Raw genomic sequence first — 18670 nt, forward strand, 5'->3', positions numbered from 1 at the left:
TGCGCTCGAGACGACAAGAAACTATTATGATCAAGAACGATTTATTTTTAAGAGCATTAAAAGGAGAAACGGTAGAGCGCCCTCCGGTGTGGATGATGCGTCAAGCGGGACGTTATTTACCCGAATTTCAAGAGATCAAAGCGAAATACGACTTTTTTACCCGTTGCCAAACTCCAGAGCTTGCCAGCGAGATCACCGTGCAACCCATACGCCGTTATGGGATGGACGCCGCGATTTTATTCAGTGATATTTTGGTGATTCCGCAGGCGATGAATATTCACGTGGAGATGAAGCCGGGCATTGGGCCGTGGTTGCCAGACCCTATTCGCTCTCACAAAGATCTAGAGCGTGTGATCGTACCAGATATTAATGACACGCTGGGTTATGTGATGGACGCCATCAAAATGACCAAGGAGAAACTCAACGACGAGATTCCGTTGATTGGTTTTGCTGGGAGTCCGTGGACGATCTTGTGTTATTGTGTGCAAGGTCAAGGTTCAAAAAACTTTGATATCGCAAAAGAATTTTGCTTTACTCAACCCGAAGCTGCACACGCACTGCTTCAGAAAATCACAGACACCACAATTTTATATTTAAAAGAAAAGGTAAAAGCCGGAGTGAATGCTGTTCAGGTTTTTGACAGCTGGGGCGGAATGCTTTCACCGGTGGATTATCAAGAATTCAGTTGGCAATACATTCAACAGATCATTGACGCTTTAAAAGAAGAAATTCCGGTGATTGCTTTTGGAAAAGGCTGTTGGTTTGCGCTGGGCGAAATGGCAAAAAGTGGCGCTTCAGCCTTAGGTGTAGATTGGACCTGCAGCCCACGAAATGCACGCTACTTAACCGGTGGAAATATTACGCTTCAAGGAAACTTTGACCCGACACGCTTGTTTTCGCCTCCGGCGGAAATCAAACGTATGGTTACCGAAATGATCAACGCTTTTGGAAAAGATAAATACATTGTGAATTTAGGTCACGGTATTCTACCGAATATTCCGCTGGAAAATGCCGGTGCGTTTATTGAAGCCGTAAAAGAATACAAAGCAGAACGATGAGCATTCGAGCCCGTTTAAAGGCCCTGAGCTTGCCTCAGCTTTTCAAATTGGCTCGCTTATTCCTGAAAAATCCGGAATATGTTTTTTTAACGGCGCGGGCTTCAAAAAAAGCCTTACAAATTGCCACAACGCACTACGGAGACACCCATCATAAAAGCAATCCTGCCAATGCATTTAGACACGCACTGTGGACTGTTTTATTGGGTCAGGCGGTTTATCAAAAAACAGGAAGTCTAAGAGAAGCGCAAAACTGGGCAAAACAATTTACAGATTTGCACGAGCAGCTTTTTGTAAATCGCAAAGCAGACCGAACGATGGATTTGCACAATAATAGTTTTGGTATTCAAGCGCTGCGGCTTTTTGCTGCCAAACCGCAAGAAGAAGCAGTTATGTTTTTACAGGAAGCGGCTAAAAATGCAGTTCAAATACGCAATGCAAAAGATGCTGAAGCGTATCCCAATAAATTGATTTATCTTTCAAAGTAATGATCAAAGCACTACTATCTGGACTTTTTGCTTACAAAGAAGCGCTGCCGTTGATAGGTAAGCTCAAACTTTGGAAATACTTTGCTGTTCCTATGCTTATTAGCTTCATAACAGCTTTGATCATAGGCTTTAGCGCTTACGGGTTTTCTGATAATTTGGGCGCTTTTATCGCAAAGCTTTGGGTTTGGGAATGGGGTGCAGCAACCGTGCGTACGCTTAGCGATATCGCCGGGGCACTTATCATAATCGCTTTGGGACTCATCGCTTATAAACATATTATTATGGCATTTTCGGCGCCGTTTATGAGTCCGGTTTCAGAAAAGATCGAAGCCTATTTATATGCCGGCGTTCATCAACACCGCGATACTTCAAATGCAGGTCAGCTCGTACGCGGAATCAAAATCAACCTACGTAATCTTGCTTGGGAACTGCTTTTGAGCATTCCGCTTTTGCTTCTGAGTCTGATTCCCGTTGTTGGCATTCTTGCAACCGCAAGCCTCTTCCTGATTCAGGCGTATTATGCCGGATTTGGAAATATGGATTATACGCTGGAACGCCATTTTCGCTATCGCGAAAGCATTAACTTTGTAAAAGCCCATCGCGGTTTTGCGATAGGCAACGGTATCGTTTTTATGCTGTTTTTATTGATTCCCGTTATCGGGATTATTTTGGTTTTGCCCATTTCGGTTACGGCCGCAAGCAAAACAACGCTTGAACTATTAGACCAAAAAAAATCATGAGTGAAGCACCAGAATTTGAATTGAGGCTGCTGGCAACCGAAGATGCCAAAGCCTTGTACACCTTATTCAAAGAAAATAAAGATTCTTTTAAAACGTATTTTCCGCAGACGTATAAACAGACTAAAACGATCAAAGCCTCTAAAGCCTTGATCGAGGAAACGCTAAATATGGCTGAACGTAAATCGGCTTTCTATTTTGGTTTACACACGGTAATTCACCCGGAACTGGCAGGCTTAATCATTCTTAAAGAAGTAGACCACGAGCATCACGAGGGAGAGATCGCCTACTGTATAGCCAAACGTTTTAGAGGACGCGGGTGGGTGTCGCAAGCTGTAAAGCAAGTTGCAGATTTTGGATACATCAATCATCAAATACGAACGTATAAAATCATTACTCACAGCAGTAATGAAAAGAGTATTCTCGTTGCAGAACGCAATGGTTTTACCTGGCACAGTACGTTAGAAAACGAATTCAAACCCTTACAAGGGAAAGCTCAGGATATGGAGCTTTACATATTAAAAAAATAAGGAATGAAAGAGCAGTTTGTAAGCTATATCAAAAACTTACAAGACCAGATCACTTCAAAACTTGAAGCTATAGATGGCAAGGCAACTTTTAAAGAAGACCTGTGGAAACGTGCTGAAGGCGGTGGTGGCAGAACCCGCGTGATCGAAGATGGAAATGTGATCGAGAAAGGCGGCGTTAATATCTCTGAAGTACACGGCCCATTAGCCCCGGCGATGCAACAGTATTTTAATGTAGGCGATGTAGATTTTTTTGCCTGTGGTCTTAGTCTCGTCATTCATCCTAAAAATCCGTATGCTCCAACGGTACACGCCAATTGGCGGTATTTTGAAATGCTTGACAAAGCCGGAAACCTGGTCGATTCTTGGTTTGGGGGTGGGCAAGACCTGACTCCTTATTATCTTTTTGAAGAAGATGCGCAGCATTTTCACCAGACGTGTAAAACAGCTTGTGACAAACACGATCCAGAGTTTTATCCGCAGTATAAAATGCGCTGTGATGAGTATTTCTACAACGCCCATCGTGGAGAAGCTCGTGGTCTTGGTGGTTTATTTTTTGACTACCTCAAAGCTACAGATGAACGCTCGATGCAAGACTGGTATAACTTCGTAACAGAGGTTGGCGATAGTTTTCTCACAGCCTACGCTCCTATTTTAGAAAAGCGAAAGGATCTAGCCTACGGCGAAAAAGAACGCGATTGGCAAGAAGTGCGTCGTGGTCGTTATGTAGAATTTAATCTCGTTCACGACAAAGGCACACTTTTCGGCTTAAAAACAAACGGAAGAATTGAAAGTATATTGATGAGTCTTCCGCCCGCGGTGCAGTGGCGCTACGATCATCATCCCGAGCCGGGAAGCCCCGAAGAAAAGTTGGTAGACGTTTTAGAAAATCCTAAGGATTGGGTTTAATAAAAAAATTGCAATAAGAATTAAGAAAAAAGAATATTATGTTCCCATTAAGAAGAAATCGCAGATTACGTACTTCAGAAGCTATACGCGCTATGGTACGAGAAACTATAGTTACGCCCAATGATTTTATCGTTCCACTTTTTGTGGTTGAAGGAAAAGGTGTGAAAGACGAAATCGCATCAATGCCTGGCTATTACCGCTTGAGTTTAGATAATCTTCAGAAAGAGATTAAAGAACTGTGGAAAATGGGTCTTAAAAGCGTTTTGCTTTTTGTGAAAGTTGACGATAAATTAAAAGACAACGCCGGTACCGAAGCTCTAAATCCAGACGGATTGATGCAACGCGCCATCAAAACCGTTAAGGACACCGAACCGCAAATGGTAGTCATGACCGATGTTGCTCTTGACCCCTTCTCTTCTTTTGGTCACGACGGAATCGTAGGCGGCGGAAAGATCATTAACGATGACTCGAGTGCTGTTCTTGCCGAAATGGGATTGTCACACGCCAATGCCGGTGCCGATTTTATCGCACCCAGCGATATGATGGATGGTCGCATTTTTGAAATGCGCACCCTCCTTGAAGATGAAGGACACCACGATGTTGGGATTATGAGTTATTCGGCAAAATATGCTTCGGCTTTTTACGGTCCGTTTAGAGATGCGCTCGACAGTGCTCCGGTAGATCTTAAAGATGTTCCAAAAGATAAAAAAACCTATCAGATGGATTACGCGAACCGGGAAGAAGCCATCAAAGAAACCATGATGGACGTTGATGAAGGCGCAGACATTGTGATGGTAAAACCGGGTCTGTGTTATCTGGATATTGTACGCGATATTAAAAATGCAGTGAATATTCCGGTTTCTGTATATCAGGTAAGCGGTGAATATGCGATGATCAAAGCTGCAGCCGAAAAAGGATGGCTTGATCACGACGCCGTAGTTCTTGAACAAACCTATGCGATCAAACGTGCCGGCGCAGACCTTATCGCGAGCTATTTTGCAAAAGATGTAGTGAAATTGATTTCTTAAAAGATGCGTAAAATTCTATTACTTATCGTTTTGATTATGGGGATCACTTCATCCAATGCTCAAGAAAGTCTTTTTAAACAAGCTTGGCTTGAAAAATGGCAAAATTCAAAAGAATATTTGATTGCTGTCGCCGAGAAAATGCCCGACTCACTTTACGGTTACAAACCTACCGAGCGAGAAATGAGTTTTGGGGAACAGCTTGAGCACATAAATCAAAATATGGAATGGTTATCAACCACTTATTTTGATAAACAAGAGGCCGAGGTTAGCACAAATGTGAACGAAAAGAAGCGCATTATTGCAAATCTTCAGAACGCATTCGATCTCATATATGAAACGATACAATCGTATCCTGAAAGCAGGCTAACAGAAAAAGTCGACTTTTTTGCTGGTGAAAAATCTAAACTTCAAATACTGAATTTACTTCAAGATCATTTGACACACCATCGCGGTCAGCTTATTGTTTACCTTAATTTAAACGGCTTAGAACCACCTAGATATACAGGTTGGTAATATAAATTTTTTAGATTTTGATAGGTTTAGACCCTAAGCTTTTCTTAAGCCTTGGCTAAGAGTTTTTGAATTATATTATATTTATCACAAATCAAACCTAACCAATGGCTTTACTCATCGCATTTGCGTTTATATCGATATTTTTCTCGTTTCTCTGCTCTATTCTTGAAGCAGTATTGCTAAGTATCACGCCTAGTTTTATTCGTATTAAAACCAAGGAAGGTAAAGCCTATGCCGAAACTTTAGCCAATTTCAAGAAGGATATCGATAAGCCGCTTATCGCCATTCTTACCTTAAATACAATTGCGCATACCGTAGGTGCGATTTTAGTGGGCGATCAAGCCGGTAAAATGGCTGCAGAGTCCGGCTACGATATTCATATTTTAGGGATCAACTTTGTTGGTTTGGTTTCTACGGTAATGACCTTGGCCATCTTGGTACTTTCAGAAATTATCCCAAAAACCATTGGTGCAACATACTGGAAATCTCTAGGGAATTTCACCGCAAAAGCGCTTAAGATCATTCTGGTACTTTTAAAGTATACCGGGATTCTTTGGCTTCTCATGCAAGTGACCAAATTGGTGGGTAAATCGGCGCACGTAGGTACGATGAGCCGCGAAGAATTTATGGCGCTTACCGATGCCGCCGAAAAAGAAGGGGTTTTTGAAGATAATGAGACCACAGTAATTAAGAATTTATTGGTCTTTAAATCGGTGATGGCAAAAGATGTGATGACGCCGTTTCCTGTGGTGGTGACCGAAGATCAAAGCATGACGCTTAAAGAATTTCAGAAGCAACATCCGCATTTGAAATTTTCCAGAATCCCGATTTACGAAGAAAAATCACACAACATCACCGGTTTTATTCTCAAAGATGATGTTCTTGAGGAAATCGTAGAAGAACACGGCGAGAAGACGCTGGCCGATATCAAACGCGATATTCTTATTGTAAATGACAACCAACCCATCCCACAGCTTTTTGACACCTTTGTAAAAAGCAGAGATCATCTGGCATTGGTCACAGACGAATTCGGAAACACCATAGGTATCGTTTCGATGGAAGATATTATCGAAACCCTTCTAGGTCTCGAAATTATGGATGAGAGCGACACTATTGAAGATATGCAGGTGCAAGCCCGTAAAAATTGGGAACGTCGCGCAAAACGTATGGGAATTCCTTTAGAAAAAGTCAATACGCCTAAAACCAACGTCGAACTTTCTCCGCAGCACGACACGGATGTCAAACGCGAAGATATGCCGGATCCCGACAAAACTTCAGAATGAGTCAGGCCTTTATAGCTTCTCCGCTGGGAACCCTTGAAATTATAGGAGATACCCATGGAATTTCAAGGGTAACATTTATCGATGAAAAAATTCCGCAAAGCGAAAAAATTCCAGAAGCTTTAACCACTGCTGTATCGCAACTCCAAGAATATTTTAAAGGAAATCGCACTCATTTTAATCTTAAACTGAACCCTCAAGGCACCGATTTTCAAAAACGTGTTTGGGAAGCACTCGGCCAGATTCCTTTTGGAAAAACCACTTCCTATTTACAAATGGCTAAAAACCTGGGCGATCCCAAAGTGATTCGCGCAGCTGCTTCGGCAAATGGTAAAAATCCTATTGCAATCATTATTCCTTGCCATCGCGTCATTGGCAGCGACCAATCTATGACCGGTTACGCCGGCGGCATCTGGCGTAAAAAATGGTTGCTGGAGCACGAAAGTCCGGTAAAGCAGCAATCGCTTTTTTAAACGTTGAGCATTTAATTTTTTGGGTATCTTTAAGTTATGAAAATACTCAAACGCATCTTTTTAAGCTTATTCAGCCTGATTCTTGTACTCATCATTGCGCTTTATGTGTTTGATTTCGATTATTTGATCAAAGCTGTGCGCACCATATATTTCACCGGCCACACCACAGCCTATCTTGAAGATTATAAAAAGTTTGACAACACCACCATAGAAGCTGGAGCTACTCAGCCCTGGCCACAGGCTAAAAACTACAACAATTACACATTGAGCAATGAACTGATGCAGATTCATAAAGAGTTTGGTTCGATCGCGTATATGGTGATTAAAAACGACAGTATTGTTTTTGAAGATTATTATGATGGTTTTGGTCAAAATTCCAAAAGCAACTCTTTTTCGATGGCAAAAAGCTATGTTTCGGCATTGCTGGGTAAAGCGATAAAAGACGGTTATATAAAAAGTTTAGATCAGCCTGTAGGTGATTTTATTTCAGAATATTCCCAAGGAACTGCAGCGCAAATGACCGTTGGCGATTTGGCCTCGATGGCCAGCGGACTCAATTGGGACGAGTCGTATTACAGTCCTTTTTCTGTTACGACGCGTGCGTACTTTGATGACCATCTAGAGCCTGTGATGCTGGGTTTAGGAATGAAAGAAAAACCGGGAACCGGATATCAATACCTCAGCGGGAACACCCAATTACTCGCGATGGTTTTAGAGCGCGCAACCGGCAAAAAATTAGCCGATTATCTTTCTGAAAGTTTGTGGAAACCGCTTGGCGCTAATCAAGATGCACTTTGGCAATTAGACAGTGAAGAAGGCGGCCTTGTCAAAGCCTATTGCTGTATTGCCTCAAACGCTCGTGATTTCGCCCGTTTAGGAAAACTGTATAAAGATTATGGTGAATGGAATGGCAAACAAATTCTAGACTCAGCTTTTGTGGCTAAATCGATCTCACCCAGATTTGAAGGCGAACCTTATGGCTACGGATTTTGGCTGAAAGATTTTAAGGATAAGAAAGTCTTTATGATGCGCGGGCACTTGGGGCAGTATGTGATGGTGATTCCTGAAGATGATCTTATTGTCGTGCGCCTGGGCCACAGCCGCGGTAAAACCAACGCGACCGGTTATCCCGATGAAATGGACGCCTATCTTGAAGAAGCTTATAAAATGAATTGACTATGATCTCCCGACTTCAGCTTGAAAACATTCTTTTTTTAGATATCGAAACGGTTCCGCAACACGAGCATTTCAGCGATTTGGATCCCGAATTACAACAACTCTACGCCGATAAAACCGAATATCAACGAAAGGACGAATATACCGCTGAAGCTTTTTATGACCGGGCAGGAATCTGGGCAGAATTTGGCAAGATCGTTTGTATTTCTGTGGGGTATTTTCACAACACAGAACAAGGCCGAAGCTTTAGAACCACTTCATTTCACGGGGAAGAAAAGCAACAACTGCTCGCATTTAAAAAGTTGTTGTCTGAGCATTACAATAAACCGCAACACGTACTTTGTGCCCATAATGGGAAAGAATTTGATTTTCCATTTATTGCGAGAAGAATGATCATTAACGGAATAAAGCTTCCGTTTAAGCTGGATCTATTTGGAAAGAAACCCTGGGAAGTTCCGCATTTGGACACCTTAGAACTGTGGAAATTTGGTGATTATAAGCACTATACTTCCTTAAAATTACTCACCAAAATTTTAAATATTCCATCTCCTAAAACCGATATCGACGGCAGCCAGGTCTGTGAAGTCTTTTACAAGGAGAACGATATCAAACGCATTGTAGAATATTGCGAGCGCGACGTGGTTGCTGTTGCACAGATTGTACTGCGTCTGCGTAACGAGCAATTGCTGCAAGAAAACGAGGTGACTTCCGTCTAGATTGCTTCAGATAAATTGTACTTTTAAAGTGTGAATCAAGCGGCACTTCTTTCGGTTAAAAATCTAAGTCTGGGATTTAAATCCCGCAACACGACTAATGCAGTTTTACACGACATTAGCTTTGATGTTCTAGCTAATGAAATCGTAGGAATCGTAGGCGAATCAGGCTCGGGAAAATCAGTAACCAATCTTGCTGTTTTAGGCTTGTTACCTCAAAAAAGTGTCGATATTTCTTCCGGAGAAATTCTTTTTGAGGGCGCAGATTTGCTCAACTATTCTACGCAAGAACTTCAGGAAATACGCGGTAACGCGATCTCGATGATTTTCCAAGAGCCTATGAGTTCGCTCAATCCTTCGATGCGCTGCGGAAAACAAGTCACCGAAATATTGCAACGGCATAAAAAACTATCCACACAAGAAGCCAAGACTGAAACACTAAGGCTTTTTGAACAGGTAAAATTACCAAGACCGGAAAGTGTTTTTAAAGCTTATCCGCATGAAATAAGCGGCGGTCAAAAACAACGTGTGATGATCGCAATGGCGATTGCCTGTAAACCTAAATTGCTCATCGCAGACGAGCCTACGACCGCACTTGATGTAACGGTGCAAAAAGAAATTGTTCTGCTCTTAAAAGAGCTTCAAAAGGAAACAGGAATGAGTATCCTGTTTATTTCGCACGATCTTTCTCTGGTGAGCGAGATTGCAGACCGTGTTATCGTGATGTATAAAGGAAAGATCGTTGAGCGTGGGAGTGCGGCGTCTATTTTTAAAAATCCTCAAGAAGATTACACCAAAGCATTGATCTACGCCAGACCTTCAACTACAGAACGCCTGGAAAAACTTCCTACAGTTGCAGATTTTTTAAAGGGAACGCCACTTTCTTCAGCGGTTTCAACAGCAACGCGTGCAAAGCAACATCAGGAGATCTATGCCAAAGCGCCTTTGCTTGAAATAAAAAATGCTCAAAAAGAGTATTACGCTAAAGTTTCATTCTTCGGAAAAACCGAAACTGTTAAGGCTGTAAATGATGTGAGTTTTAAAATTTATGAAGGTGAGACCCTAGGACTTGTGGGCGAAAGCGGCTGCGGAAAATCAACGCTAGGAAATTTGATTCTTCAATTAGACAAGGCGACTTCCGGTCATATTTTTTACAAAGGGAAAGACCTGACCCAGTTAAAAACCCGAGAATTGCGGAAGCTGCGTAGAGATATTCAAATTATTTTTCAAGACCCTTATTCCTCTTTAAATCCACGCCTAACAGTAGGTCAAGCAATCACCGAAGCTATGGAAGTTCATAAACTTTATGCTTCAAAAAAAGAGCGCAAAGCAGAGGCATTAAAACTGCTGGAACAGGTAGGATTACTTCCCGAACATTATGATCGCTATCCGCACGAGTTTAGTGGCGGTCAGCGCCAACGTATAGGCATCGCGAGAACTATCGCAGTAAAACCCAAATTCATTGTTTGTGATGAGTCGGTCTCAGCTTTGGATATTTCAGTTCAGGCACAAGTACTCAATCTTTTAAACGCCTTAAAAGAACAATATAAGTTCACCTATTTGTTTATCTCTCACGATCTGGCTGTAGTAAAATATATTTCAGACCGTCTGCTTGTAATGCGCAACGGGCAATTTGAAGAAACCGGAGAAGCCGATGCGATTTATGCGCATCCACAAAGCGACTACACCAAATCTCTGATCAACGCCATCCCAAAAGGGATTTAAAACATAAAGAAAAATACTTTTTTTGTGAGATACCAAAGGTTTGAAATAACCTCAAAGGTGGCTTTGATAGTGGTTGCTATCTTAGGAGCAGTGGCAGCATGTTGAGTAGTCATGGGCGTGAATACAACTTTAGTTAATAATTAGGGATTACAGCTAAAAAAACACCTTGATTCTATTAAAAGGTGTTTCGTTTTATATTTAAAATCTTACGATTTAGGGTTTCTAAAAATAAAAACCGCAAGGCTCCCCTCGCGGTTTTTTTAAACAAATCATAACATCAAAATACTCCTATTTTGAAGCTAGACAACAACCTAAATTTTGCAATTCCCGGGGTTGTTGTAAAATCTTACCGAGTTGGATTGGTGCTAATGTAGGATTTTTTTTCAATGTGTCAAACAAAATCACTTGTATTTATCAATAAAATGTTAAAAAATATCGTATTTCAACCGGGTTTAGGTGTTTTTCAGCGTTTAAAAATCCAAAATAGGTAATTCAACGAGTAACAACGCTCGTTTAAAGACAAAAAAAGAGCCTTTTAAAAGGCTCTTTTATATCGATAAAATACAAGGTATTTATGCTAAAATCATTTCGGGAACATCATCTGGTATTTCGAGTGTTCCTTCAGTCGCTTTTTTGATTTCCTCAACACTAACTCCCGGAGCGCGCTCTAAAAGCTTAAAGCCAGATGGCGTTACTTCAAGAACAGCCAAATTGGTTACGATCTTAGTAACACAACCTACACCGGTAAGTGGTAGTGTGCAGCGCTTTAAAAGCTTAGACTGCCCGGCACGATTGGTATGCATCATCGCCACGATGATATTTTCGGCACTCGCGACAAGATCCATCGCACCGCCCATACCTTTTACCATTTTACCGGGAATTTTCCAGTTGGCAATGTCCCCGTTCTCAGCAACTTCCATCGCACCTAGAATAGTCAGGTCAACGTGTTGCCCTCTGATCATTGAGAAACTTAAAGCAGAATCAAAAAACGAAGCACCCGGAAGCGTAGTAATGGTTTGTTTACCGGCATTAATAATGTCGGCATCCTCTTCCCCTTCAAAAGGAAAAGGTCCCATTCCTAAAACTCCATTCTCGCTCTGAAATTCAACTTCAATATCATCTCGCACATAATTGGCAACCAATGTAGGTATGCCAATCCCGAGATTCACATAAAAACCGTCTTGAACTTCGCGAGCGATACGCCGTGCGATTCCGTTTTTGTCTAGCATATTATTTGTTTGGTTGTGGAGTCATTCTTAAATAAGGCTTGATCTCTGTATGCCCTTTAGGGAAGAACTCCGGAATTTGCTCATTGCTTACACTTGGAGAGATCACACAATCTTCACCATCTTTCCAGTTAGCAGGGGTAGCCACTTTGTGATACGCCGTTAACTGAAGCGAATCGATCACGCGTAAAATTTCGTCAAAATTTCGCCCTGTTGAAGGTGGATACGTCAGTGTAAGTTTAATTTTCTTATCTGGGCCAATCACAAAAACCGAACGTACAGTAGCCTTTTCACTCGCATTGGGATGAATCATATCATAAAGTTCTGCAACCTTGTGATCTTCATCTCCAATAATCGGATAATCTACTGTTGTATTTTGGGTTTCGTTGATGTCTTTGATCCATTCTTTATGCGATTCAACACCATCAACACTTAGCGCGATAGGCTTTACATTGCGTTTTTTAAACTCGCTGTGGTAATTGGCTACCGTACCCAATTCTGTGGTACAAACCGGCGTGTAATCTGCCGGGTGAGAAAATAAAATCCCCCAGCTGTCTCCAAGCCACTCGTGAAAATTAATGGTTCCTTCTGTTGTATCTGTTGTAAAATCTGGTGCAACATCACCTAATCTTAAATGTGCCATTGTTTAATTAAATTTTTGGTTGTTATATATTCTTAGTTGTTAATCGTCGTGTTTCCTTACGGTACGTTGCTCGATACGCTTTTCATAGTTCTTTCCTTCAAAAATGCGTTGAACAAAAATCCCGGGAATGTGTATTTGGTTAGGGTCTAATTCGCCGGCAGGTACAAGCTCTTCAACTTCGGCAACAGTAATCTTTGCTGCCCCACACATTATGGGATTAAAATTGCGCGCCGTTCCTTTAAAAATGAGATTGCCAGCAGTATCACCTTTCCAAGCTTTTATAAATGAAAAATCGGCTTTAAAAGCGTGTTCTAAAACATACATCTTGCCATCAAACTCACGCGTTTCTTTGCCTTCGGCTACTTCGGTACCATAGCCTGCAGGTGTGTAAATCGCCGGAAAGCCTGCTTGTGCTGCACGGCAACGTTCGGCTAAAGTTCCCTGCGGAATCAATTCGACCTCAAGTTCACCGCTTAACATTTGACGTTCAAACTCGGCATTTTCACCCACGTAAGACGAGATCATTTTTTTGATCTGCTTTTTCTGAAGCAATAAGCCCAAGCCAAAATCATCTACCCCGGCATTATTAGAAATACAAGTTAGATTTTTCACGTTAAGTTTAACGAGTTGCTCAATGGCTTTTTCCGGAATTCCGCTCAATCCAAAACCACCCAGCATCAAGGTCATATCGTCCTCGACACCTTTTAATGCTTCAGTTACTGAGTTTACCGTTTTTGTTATCATTTTCTCATTTTAGAATAAGAAAATTACAAAATACGTTTTCTAACCGCAATCTTTTAGCAGTAATTTAGGGTATTCAGAATACGGGATTTGAAGTCGGTTAAAAATCGAGTTCGTCTGGTAATTCTACTTCTTGACGCTCCCCTTCTACCGGTTGCGAGCAATCGACACGAATACTCAAATCTTCGGGACGTTCAAAATCCTCTTGTGAGATATTTAGGGCCTCATCTTCATAGCATTTTTTCATAAAGACCGCCCAAATAGGTAACGCCATGGTGGCTCCCTGACCGTAGGTTATACTTGGGAAATGCACCGAACGATCATCACCTCCTACCCAAACACCACTTACCAGATTAGGCACCATTCCCATAAACCAGCCATCACTTTGGTTTTGAGTAGTTCCGGTTTTACCGGCAATCGGGTTTTTAAACATATAAGGATGACCAGTAACCACGTTGTTATACACATAATTATTGATCGCTCCAGAACGCAGTCGCGCTCCAGAACCGTATTGTGTTACTCCTTCCATTAAATTCACAGTTACATAAGCTGATTCCTGACTGATAATATCTTTAGCCTTTGGAACGCTTTGATACAACACCGTACCGTTTTTATCTACGATCGTCGAAACGATCTGTGGTTCTACGTGAACCCCTTTGTTAGCGAAAGCAGAATAGGCCGAAACCATCTCGAACAAGCTTAAATCTGGCGTTCCTAATGCTATTGAAGGTACTGCCGGAATATTTTCGGTATCTACGCCTAATTTGTCAATTAAGTTGATCACCGGTTGCGGACCTACACGGTGCATTAAACGCGCTGAAACCGTGTTGATCGAGTTGGCAAGTGCCGACTTTAATGTGATCATTCCCTTGAAGCCTTCGCTAGAATTTTCCGGGCACCAATCCTCCTGCGCGCCCATATCTCCTGCAGGGATACAATACGGAATATCTGGAACCGTATCACAAGGCGAAAGGTGCAATTGATCTATAGCTGTAGCATACAAAAACGGCTTGAAAGTAGAACCTACTTGTCGTCTACCCGTTTTAACGTGATCGTACTGAAAATGCTTATAGTTGATTCCTCCTACCCAAGCTTTTACTTCGCCCGTTTGTGGCGTTAAACTCAATAAACCGGCACGTAAAAAGCGTTTGTAATACAAAATACTATCTCGCGGGGTCATTACCGTGTCTACTTCTTTTGCGCCATCTTTCCAGACGAAAACACGCATATCGGTCTCTTTGTCAAAAGATGCTTTTATGTCCTCTACCGCGATATCCTGAGCGGCCATTTTTCTCCAACGATCAGAATTGCGCATTGCACGATTGATAATTACTTCCTCCTCTTCTGTAGTAATATCTCTAAACGGCGCCGTAGTGTTTCTTTCGTTTTGGCGATCAAACTCTCGCTGAAGGTTTTCCATATGTGCGGTAACAGCTTCTTCTGCATAGCGCTGCATGCGCGAGTCAAGCGTTGTGGTAATTACGAGTCCGTCGCGATAAATGTTGTAATATTCTTCATTTCCATCTGCATCAACACCTTTTGGATTCTCTTTGATCCAGTCTGACATAAAGGCTCTAAGGTATTCTCTAAAATAGGTTGCAATCCCATCGGCGTGACCTTCTGGAGAAAATTTTATCTCCATAGGCATTGCGATCAGACTGTCGCGTTCGGCTTCGGTGATTTTTCCGGTTTCGGCCATAAGTGCTAAAACCGTATTTCTACGCTCTAACGACTTGTCTTTTGAAATCTCGCGATACGGATTGTACTGACGCGGATTTTTTAGCATCCCGGCAATGATCGCCGATTCTTCAGGTCTTAAATCACGCGGTTCTTTATCAAAATAAATTTTGGACGCAGAGCGAATTCCCACCGCTTGAAACAGAAAATCCTGCTTGTTGAGATACATGGTAATGATCTCTTCCTTGGTATATTGGCTTTCTAAACGTGTGGCGATGATCCACTCTTTTACTTTTTGCAAAACACGCTCAAACTTGCTGCTGGGCGTATCTGAAAACAGAAGCTTTGCCAACTGCTGCGTGATAGTACTCGCTCCCCCTTTTGAACCTAAAAAAGCTACAGCTCTTGCGGTACCGCGCATATCGATGCCAGAATGCTCGTAAAAACGTCTATCTTCCGTAGCAACAACTGCATCAACAAGGTTCTGTGCTAAATCTTCATATTTAACCGGAGTACGGTTTTCATTGTAGAATTTTCCCAGTGTTTTTCCGTCAGAAGAAAGGATTTCGGTAGCCAGATTGCTTTCTGGATTCTCAAGTTCTTCAAAGGTGGGTAGTTTTCCAAAAACACCCCAAGATGCGAGTAAGAACACGAGAATAATCGCCCCTAATCCGCTTAAAAATAAAATCCAAAACCCTTTAATATATGGGCGATAATTGGTTTGTTTTGCCTTTGCAGCAGGCTTCTTTTTATTTTGAGCCATTTTATTATAATTCGTTTGTTTTTTCAATACGCAAACCTACATCCTTTATTCCTTCTAAATCAGAAATAGGATCTACGTCTCCGTTACGGCGCATCGCTTGTTTAACTTTAAACGTATAGGTACCCGTCTCGTTGAATTGTATATTCTCTTTATACCAAAGTTTATTTTCTTTCAAATCACCAAAACCTTCACCAAGCCAGCTTCCGTCTGGTTCTGCCATTTTATATTCTAATGTATCTGTAATGGTTTTTCCGTTAGGGAACTGCATTTCTGTGATTAAAAACAGATTACTAAAAGCGTATGCGTTATCATTCCGCAAGGTTATAAACGCATTATATTGGCTTAAAGTGTCTAGATCATTAACTTTTAAGATTACTGCAGAATCACTTTTCCAGTATTTAGGCAGTGACTTATACTCGTGAAATGCTGCTGTTTTATCGCAAGAAATAAAACACATAAAAAACAGCACGGCATATACTAGTCTATGCATTTTTCTTAGGTCCCTTTTTGCGGTAATTCCCTTTTTTACGACGGTTTTTTGAACGCTTTCTTGATTTTTGAGGTTTATCAAAACGTGTTAAACTGTCTTGCCCTACTACGTTACCAAATTCAACTTTAGTGTCTGTGATAAGTTCTGCAGCGTACTCTTCAAGACTTGCCACCTTGTTTTTCTTCTTGTTGGCTTCGATAATTTCATTGGCCTGCGTGGTGGTCAACTTATGCCAGTTCATCCACTCGCCTTCATAAGCATACCAAAGGTGTCCCTGAAAAATATCGATCTTCTGGCAAACGGCCGTTCCCTTATCGGTATAGAGTTTTTGTTCGGTTTTGGGGAAATCTTTGAGCGCATCTAAATAGGCGTCCAGCTCGTAATTTAAACAGCATTTTAACTTCCCGCATTGCCCGGCCAATTTTTGCGGATTTAATGAAAGTTGCTGATAGCGTGCTGCGCTTGTGGTCACCGATCTAAAATCGGTTAACCAGGTTGAGCAACACAGCTCGCGCCCGCAAGAACCAATTCCGCCTAAACGCGCCGCTTCTTGTCTAAAGCCTATTTGACGCATTTCGATACGTGTTCTAAACTCTTGTGCAAATTCTTTGATCAATTGTCTAAAATCTACGCGCTCTTCTGCAGTATAGAAAAAAGTCGCTTTTGACCCATCGCCCTGAAATTCTATATCAGAGATTTTCATCTGAAGTCCTAAACGAATAGCGATCTGCCGCGAACGTACTTTGATGCTTTCTTCACGCTCCTTTACGCTTTCCCAAACTTCAATATCTTTTTGGTTTGCTTTGCGGTAAATCTTTAAAAAATCGTCGGTTTTATACGGAATGCGTTTCTTTTTCATCTGAACACGCACCAACTCACCCGTTAATGAAACGATACCTACATCGTGACCCGAAGCCGCCTGAACCGCCAGTACTTCGCCCACATTGATCTGTAATTTATCTACGTTCTTCACGTATTCTTTGCGACCATTTTTGAAGCGAACTTCAACAAAGTCAAAGGGTTCCTGCCCATCGGGCAGACTCATATTTGAAAGCCAGTCAAAGACTGTAAGTTTATTGCATCCATCGGTACCACAGGTACCATTATTTTGACAACCACGCGGTTGACCGTTTTTGGTCGTACCACAATTTCCACACGCCATGAGATCCTATATGTTTGTAAATCTCCAGAATAAAAAACTCCGGGATTTGATGATTTATATATGTTGACAACGGAAAGCTTCCGTCTTAATTGCTGCTAAAGATAACATTTTAGCTATGCAAAAATATAGTAATTCTAATTGGGGATTAAAGCAAATGTGTGGCATTTTCCGCTTAGAACTAAAACTAGATTTTAAATACGAATTAAATAATGTTAAATTTTTATAATCTAACTCATATTCAAACGATTATTCCAAGAAATAATATATTTTTAACTAAAGCTAACCATCAAAACTTTTATAATTATGAAAAATCTTTATTTATTAAGTCTATTATTTGCTTTAAGTTCATTTAACGTTTCTAATACAAACCCCAACGAATATTGTACTGTCACTTGCACTGCAACTGCTACAAATTTTGAAACTGGGGAATCCTATGATTTCACAAGAACAGCAACAGGTTTGACCTGTGCAGGAGCCGAAAGTCAGTCGTGTGCCTTGGCACAGGCGGCTGCTGAGGAGTTTATCAGAAAAAGACAAAATCAACAATAACCATAAATTTACACTAATCTAGGTTAGCTTTTTTAATTAATAGTATGAAATATCTATTTATAATTTATACATTTTTATTCCTACCTACTATTGTCATTGGTCAGCAAAATACGCTACAGATAAGTTATATAGAGGAATTTGGTTCAAATGATTCTGGAGGATTTACAAACTGGAAAACTGATTTAACAATACTTAATTCTAAATATTCACTCTATAGAATTGATATAAAATCTGCAAATCAAAAGCGAATTGATGCTACAGATTTTGGTGAAAATATGGGGTTTATCCCGTCTAACAGCACCTACAATTATTATTATAAAGATAATAATGATATTTTTTACAAGTGGTATATCACAGGTAAAAAATTTTACATCAAAGATCAGCCTAATTTTGAATGGAAAATTTTACCCGAAACTAAAGATATTTTGGGATACGCCTGTCAAAAGGCAATAACTACATTTAGAGGTCGTAATTATGAAGCCTATTTTGCTATAATTGATGGTGCGACTGGCGGACCATGGAAGTTTAATGGTTTGCCAGGAGTTATTCTGGAAATTGAATCTACTGATGGAGAATTTAAAATTCTATCTTATGGTATAAATACTATCAAACTAGATAACCCCGTGGTAAACCCTTACATAAGTGAAAAGTTTATAAGTTGGGAAAAATATAAAGATTTATACAATCGAAAATATATTGAAACTGAAAACACTTTTAAAGATGGTCAGCAAGTTATGAGTATGAAAAAAATGCAGAGGGAACGCCTTGTAGATTAATTTATCTTTTCATTATTAG

The 18670-nt window shown here is 40.9% G+C and carries 20 protein-coding genes; 14 read left to right on the forward strand and 6 right to left on the reverse strand.

Annotated features, from left to right (window positions below; genetic code table 11):
* The first annotated feature begins 26 nt into the window (after positions 1-26).
* From hemE to MED217_RS17700, 12 genes are all read left to right on the forward strand, one after another.
* Positions 27-1058 carry a uroporphyrinogen decarboxylase gene (gene hemE, locus MED217_RS17645; RefSeq protein ID WP_009781923.1) on the forward strand — a complete coding sequence of 344 codons (1032 nt, stop codon included), beginning with the start codon at positions 27-29 and terminating at the stop codon, positions 1056-1058.
* Positions 1055-1543, forward strand: a complete 489-nt coding sequence (locus MED217_RS17650) for a DUF6973 domain-containing protein (RefSeq protein WP_009781924.1) — start codon at positions 1055-1057, stop codon at positions 1541-1543. Before hemE ends, MED217_RS17650 begins: the two co-directional genes overlap by 4 nt.
* Positions 1543-2283: an EI24 domain-containing protein gene (locus MED217_RS17655; RefSeq protein ID WP_009781925.1), complete on the forward strand. Its 741-nt coding sequence runs from the start codon at positions 1543-1545 to the stop codon at positions 2281-2283. Before MED217_RS17650 ends, MED217_RS17655 begins: the two co-directional genes overlap by 1 nt.
* Positions 2280-2810: a GNAT family N-acetyltransferase gene (locus MED217_RS18655; protein WP_009781926.1), complete on the forward strand. Its 531-nt coding sequence runs from the start codon at positions 2280-2282 to the stop codon at positions 2808-2810. Before MED217_RS17655 ends, MED217_RS18655 begins: the two co-directional genes overlap by 4 nt.
* A gap of 3 nt (positions 2811-2813) precedes the next feature.
* A complete protein-coding gene (hemF, locus tag MED217_RS17665) occupies positions 2814-3716 on the forward strand; it encodes an oxygen-dependent coproporphyrinogen oxidase (RefSeq protein ID WP_009781927.1) in 903 nt (300 codons plus the stop codon).
* A gap of 38 nt (positions 3717-3754) precedes the next feature.
* The gene (gene hemB / locus MED217_RS17670; protein ID WP_009781928.1) at positions 3755-4744 is read left to right on the forward strand and encodes a porphobilinogen synthase; all 990 of its coding nucleotides are present in this window, start codon (positions 3755-3757) and stop codon (positions 4742-4744) included.
* 3 nt (positions 4745-4747) lie between these two features.
* Positions 4748-5257 carry a DinB family protein gene (locus MED217_RS17675; protein ID WP_009781929.1) on the forward strand — a complete coding sequence of 170 codons (510 nt, stop codon included), beginning with the start codon at positions 4748-4750 and terminating at the stop codon, positions 5255-5257.
* A gap of 104 nt (positions 5258-5361) precedes the next feature.
* Positions 5362-6540, forward strand: a complete 1179-nt coding sequence (locus MED217_RS17680) for a CNNM domain-containing protein (protein ID WP_009781930.1) — start codon at positions 5362-5364, stop codon at positions 6538-6540.
* The gene (locus MED217_RS17685; protein WP_009781931.1) at positions 6537-7010 is read left to right on the forward strand and encodes a methylated-DNA--[protein]-cysteine S-methyltransferase; all 474 of its coding nucleotides are present in this window, start codon (positions 6537-6539) and stop codon (positions 7008-7010) included. The genes MED217_RS17680 and MED217_RS17685 overlap by 4 nt, the downstream gene beginning before the upstream one ends.
* A gap of 36 nt (positions 7011-7046) precedes the next feature.
* On the forward strand, positions 7047-8186 hold the full coding sequence (locus MED217_RS17690; protein ID WP_009781932.1) for a serine hydrolase domain-containing protein: 1140 nt from the start codon (positions 7047-7049) through the stop codon (positions 8184-8186).
* 2 nt (positions 8187-8188) lie between these two features.
* Positions 8189-8902, forward strand: coding sequence for a 3'-5' exonuclease (locus tag MED217_RS17695; protein WP_009781933.1), 714 nt, complete (start codon positions 8189-8191; stop codon positions 8900-8902).
* 30 nt (positions 8903-8932) lie between these two features.
* Positions 8933-10624, forward strand: coding sequence for an ABC transporter ATP-binding protein (locus MED217_RS17700; protein ID WP_009781934.1), 1692 nt, complete (start codon positions 8933-8935; stop codon positions 10622-10624).
* Between the two features lie 572 nt (positions 10625-11196).
* Here the strand turns inward: MED217_RS17700 and MED217_RS17705 are convergent.
* From MED217_RS17705 to MED217_RS17730, 6 genes are all read right to left on the reverse strand, one after another.
* Positions 11197-11853: a CoA transferase subunit B gene (locus tag MED217_RS17705; protein ID WP_009781936.1), complete on the reverse strand. Its 657-nt coding sequence runs from the start codon at positions 11851-11853 to the stop codon at positions 11197-11199.
* Between the two features lies 1 nt (position 11854).
* Positions 11855-12493 (reverse strand): peroxiredoxin, encoded by a 639-nt coding sequence (locus tag MED217_RS17710; protein ID WP_009781937.1) that lies wholly within the window; start codon positions 12491-12493, stop codon positions 11855-11857.
* Positions 12494-12532: 39 nt separating this feature from the next.
* A complete protein-coding gene (locus MED217_RS17715) occupies positions 12533-13237 on the reverse strand; it encodes a CoA transferase subunit A (RefSeq protein WP_009781938.1) in 705 nt (234 codons plus the stop codon).
* 97 nt (positions 13238-13334) lie between these two features.
* Positions 13335-15674 carry a penicillin-binding protein 1A gene (locus MED217_RS17720; protein ID WP_009781939.1) on the reverse strand — a complete coding sequence of 780 codons (2340 nt, stop codon included), beginning with the start codon at positions 15672-15674 and terminating at the stop codon, positions 13335-13337.
* Positions 15675-15678: 4 nt separating this feature from the next.
* Positions 15679-16164: a gliding motility lipoprotein GldH gene (locus MED217_RS17725; protein ID WP_009781940.1), complete on the reverse strand. Its 486-nt coding sequence runs from the start codon at positions 16162-16164 to the stop codon at positions 15679-15681.
* Positions 16157-17326 carry a PSP1 domain-containing protein gene (locus MED217_RS17730; protein WP_009781941.1) on the reverse strand — a complete coding sequence of 390 codons (1170 nt, stop codon included), beginning with the start codon at positions 17324-17326 and terminating at the stop codon, positions 16157-16159. The genes MED217_RS17725 and MED217_RS17730 overlap by 8 nt, the downstream gene beginning before the upstream one ends.
* 303 nt (positions 17327-17629) lie before the next feature.
* Here MED217_RS17730 and MED217_RS17735 point away from each other — a divergent pair, with 303 nt between their 5' ends.
* Positions 17630-17875 carry a hypothetical protein gene (locus MED217_RS17735; protein WP_009781942.1) on the forward strand — a complete coding sequence of 82 codons (246 nt, stop codon included), beginning with the start codon at positions 17630-17632 and terminating at the stop codon, positions 17873-17875.
* Positions 17876-17919: 44 nt separating this feature from the next.
* Positions 17920-18651 (forward strand): GLPGLI family protein, encoded by a 732-nt coding sequence (locus tag MED217_RS18660; protein ID WP_009781943.1) that lies wholly within the window; start codon positions 17920-17922, stop codon positions 18649-18651.
* Positions 18652-18670: the final 19 nt, after the last annotated feature.

The organism is Leeuwenhoekiella blandensis MED217, assembly GCF_000152985.1.
GTDB lineage: Bacteria > Bacteroidota > Bacteroidia > Flavobacteriales > Flavobacteriaceae > Leeuwenhoekiella > Leeuwenhoekiella blandensis.

Excerpts from the sequence above, each read along its gene's own strand:
- MED217_RS17650 (WP_009781924.1), top strand. The coding sequence starts at position 1,055 with ATGAGCATTCGAGCCCGTTTAAAGGCCCTGAGCTTGCCTCAGCTTTTC.
- hemB (WP_009781928.1), top strand. The coding sequence starts at position 3,755 with ATGTTCCCATTAAGAAGAAATCGCAGATTACGTACTTCAGAAGCTATA.
- MED217_RS17725 (WP_009781940.1), bottom strand. The coding sequence starts at position 16,164 with ATGCATAGACTAGTATATGCCGTGCTGTTTTTTATGTGTTTTATTTCT.
- MED217_RS17685 (WP_009781931.1), top strand. The coding sequence starts at position 6,537 with ATGAGTCAGGCCTTTATAGCTTCTCCGCTGGGAACCCTTGAAATTATA.
- MED217_RS17690 (WP_009781932.1), top strand. The coding sequence starts at position 7,047 with ATGAAAATACTCAAACGCATCTTTTTAAGCTTATTCAGCCTGATTCTT.
- MED217_RS17680 (WP_009781930.1), top strand. The coding sequence starts at position 5,362 with ATGGCTTTACTCATCGCATTTGCGTTTATATCGATATTTTTCTCGTTT.
- MED217_RS17675 (WP_009781929.1), top strand. The coding sequence starts at position 4,748 with ATGCGTAAAATTCTATTACTTATCGTTTTGATTATGGGGATCACTTCA.
- MED217_RS17695 (WP_009781933.1), top strand. The coding sequence starts at position 8,189 with ATGATCTCCCGACTTCAGCTTGAAAACATTCTTTTTTTAGATATCGAA.
- MED217_RS17705 (WP_009781936.1), bottom strand. The coding sequence starts at position 11,853 with ATGCTAGACAAAAACGGAATCGCACGGCGTATCGCTCGCGAAGTTCAA.
- hemF (WP_009781927.1), top strand. The coding sequence starts at position 2,814 with ATGAAAGAGCAGTTTGTAAGCTATATCAAAAACTTACAAGACCAGATC.
- MED217_RS17710 (WP_009781937.1), bottom strand. The coding sequence starts at position 12,493 with ATGGCACATTTAAGATTAGGTGATGTTGCACCAGATTTTACAACAGAT.
- MED217_RS17735 (WP_009781942.1), top strand. The coding sequence starts at position 17,630 with ATGAAAAATCTTTATTTATTAAGTCTATTATTTGCTTTAAGTTCATTT.
- MED217_RS18655 (WP_009781926.1), top strand. The coding sequence starts at position 2,280 with ATGAGTGAAGCACCAGAATTTGAATTGAGGCTGCTGGCAACCGAAGAT.
- MED217_RS17655 (WP_009781925.1), top strand. The coding sequence starts at position 1,543 with ATGATCAAAGCACTACTATCTGGACTTTTTGCTTACAAAGAAGCGCTG.
- MED217_RS17730 (WP_009781941.1), bottom strand. The coding sequence starts at position 17,326 with ATGGCGTGTGGAAATTGTGGTACGACCAAAAACGGTCAACCGCGTGGT.
- hemE (WP_009781923.1), top strand. The coding sequence starts at position 27 with ATGATCAAGAACGATTTATTTTTAAGAGCATTAAAAGGAGAAACGGTA.
- MED217_RS18660 (WP_009781943.1), top strand. The coding sequence starts at position 17,920 with ATGAAATATCTATTTATAATTTATACATTTTTATTCCTACCTACTATT.
- MED217_RS17715 (WP_009781938.1), bottom strand. The coding sequence starts at position 13,237 with ATGATAACAAAAACGGTAAACTCAGTAACTGAAGCATTAAAAGGTGTC.
- MED217_RS17720 (WP_009781939.1), bottom strand. The coding sequence starts at position 15,674 with ATGGCTCAAAATAAAAAGAAGCCTGCTGCAAAGGCAAAACAAACCAAT.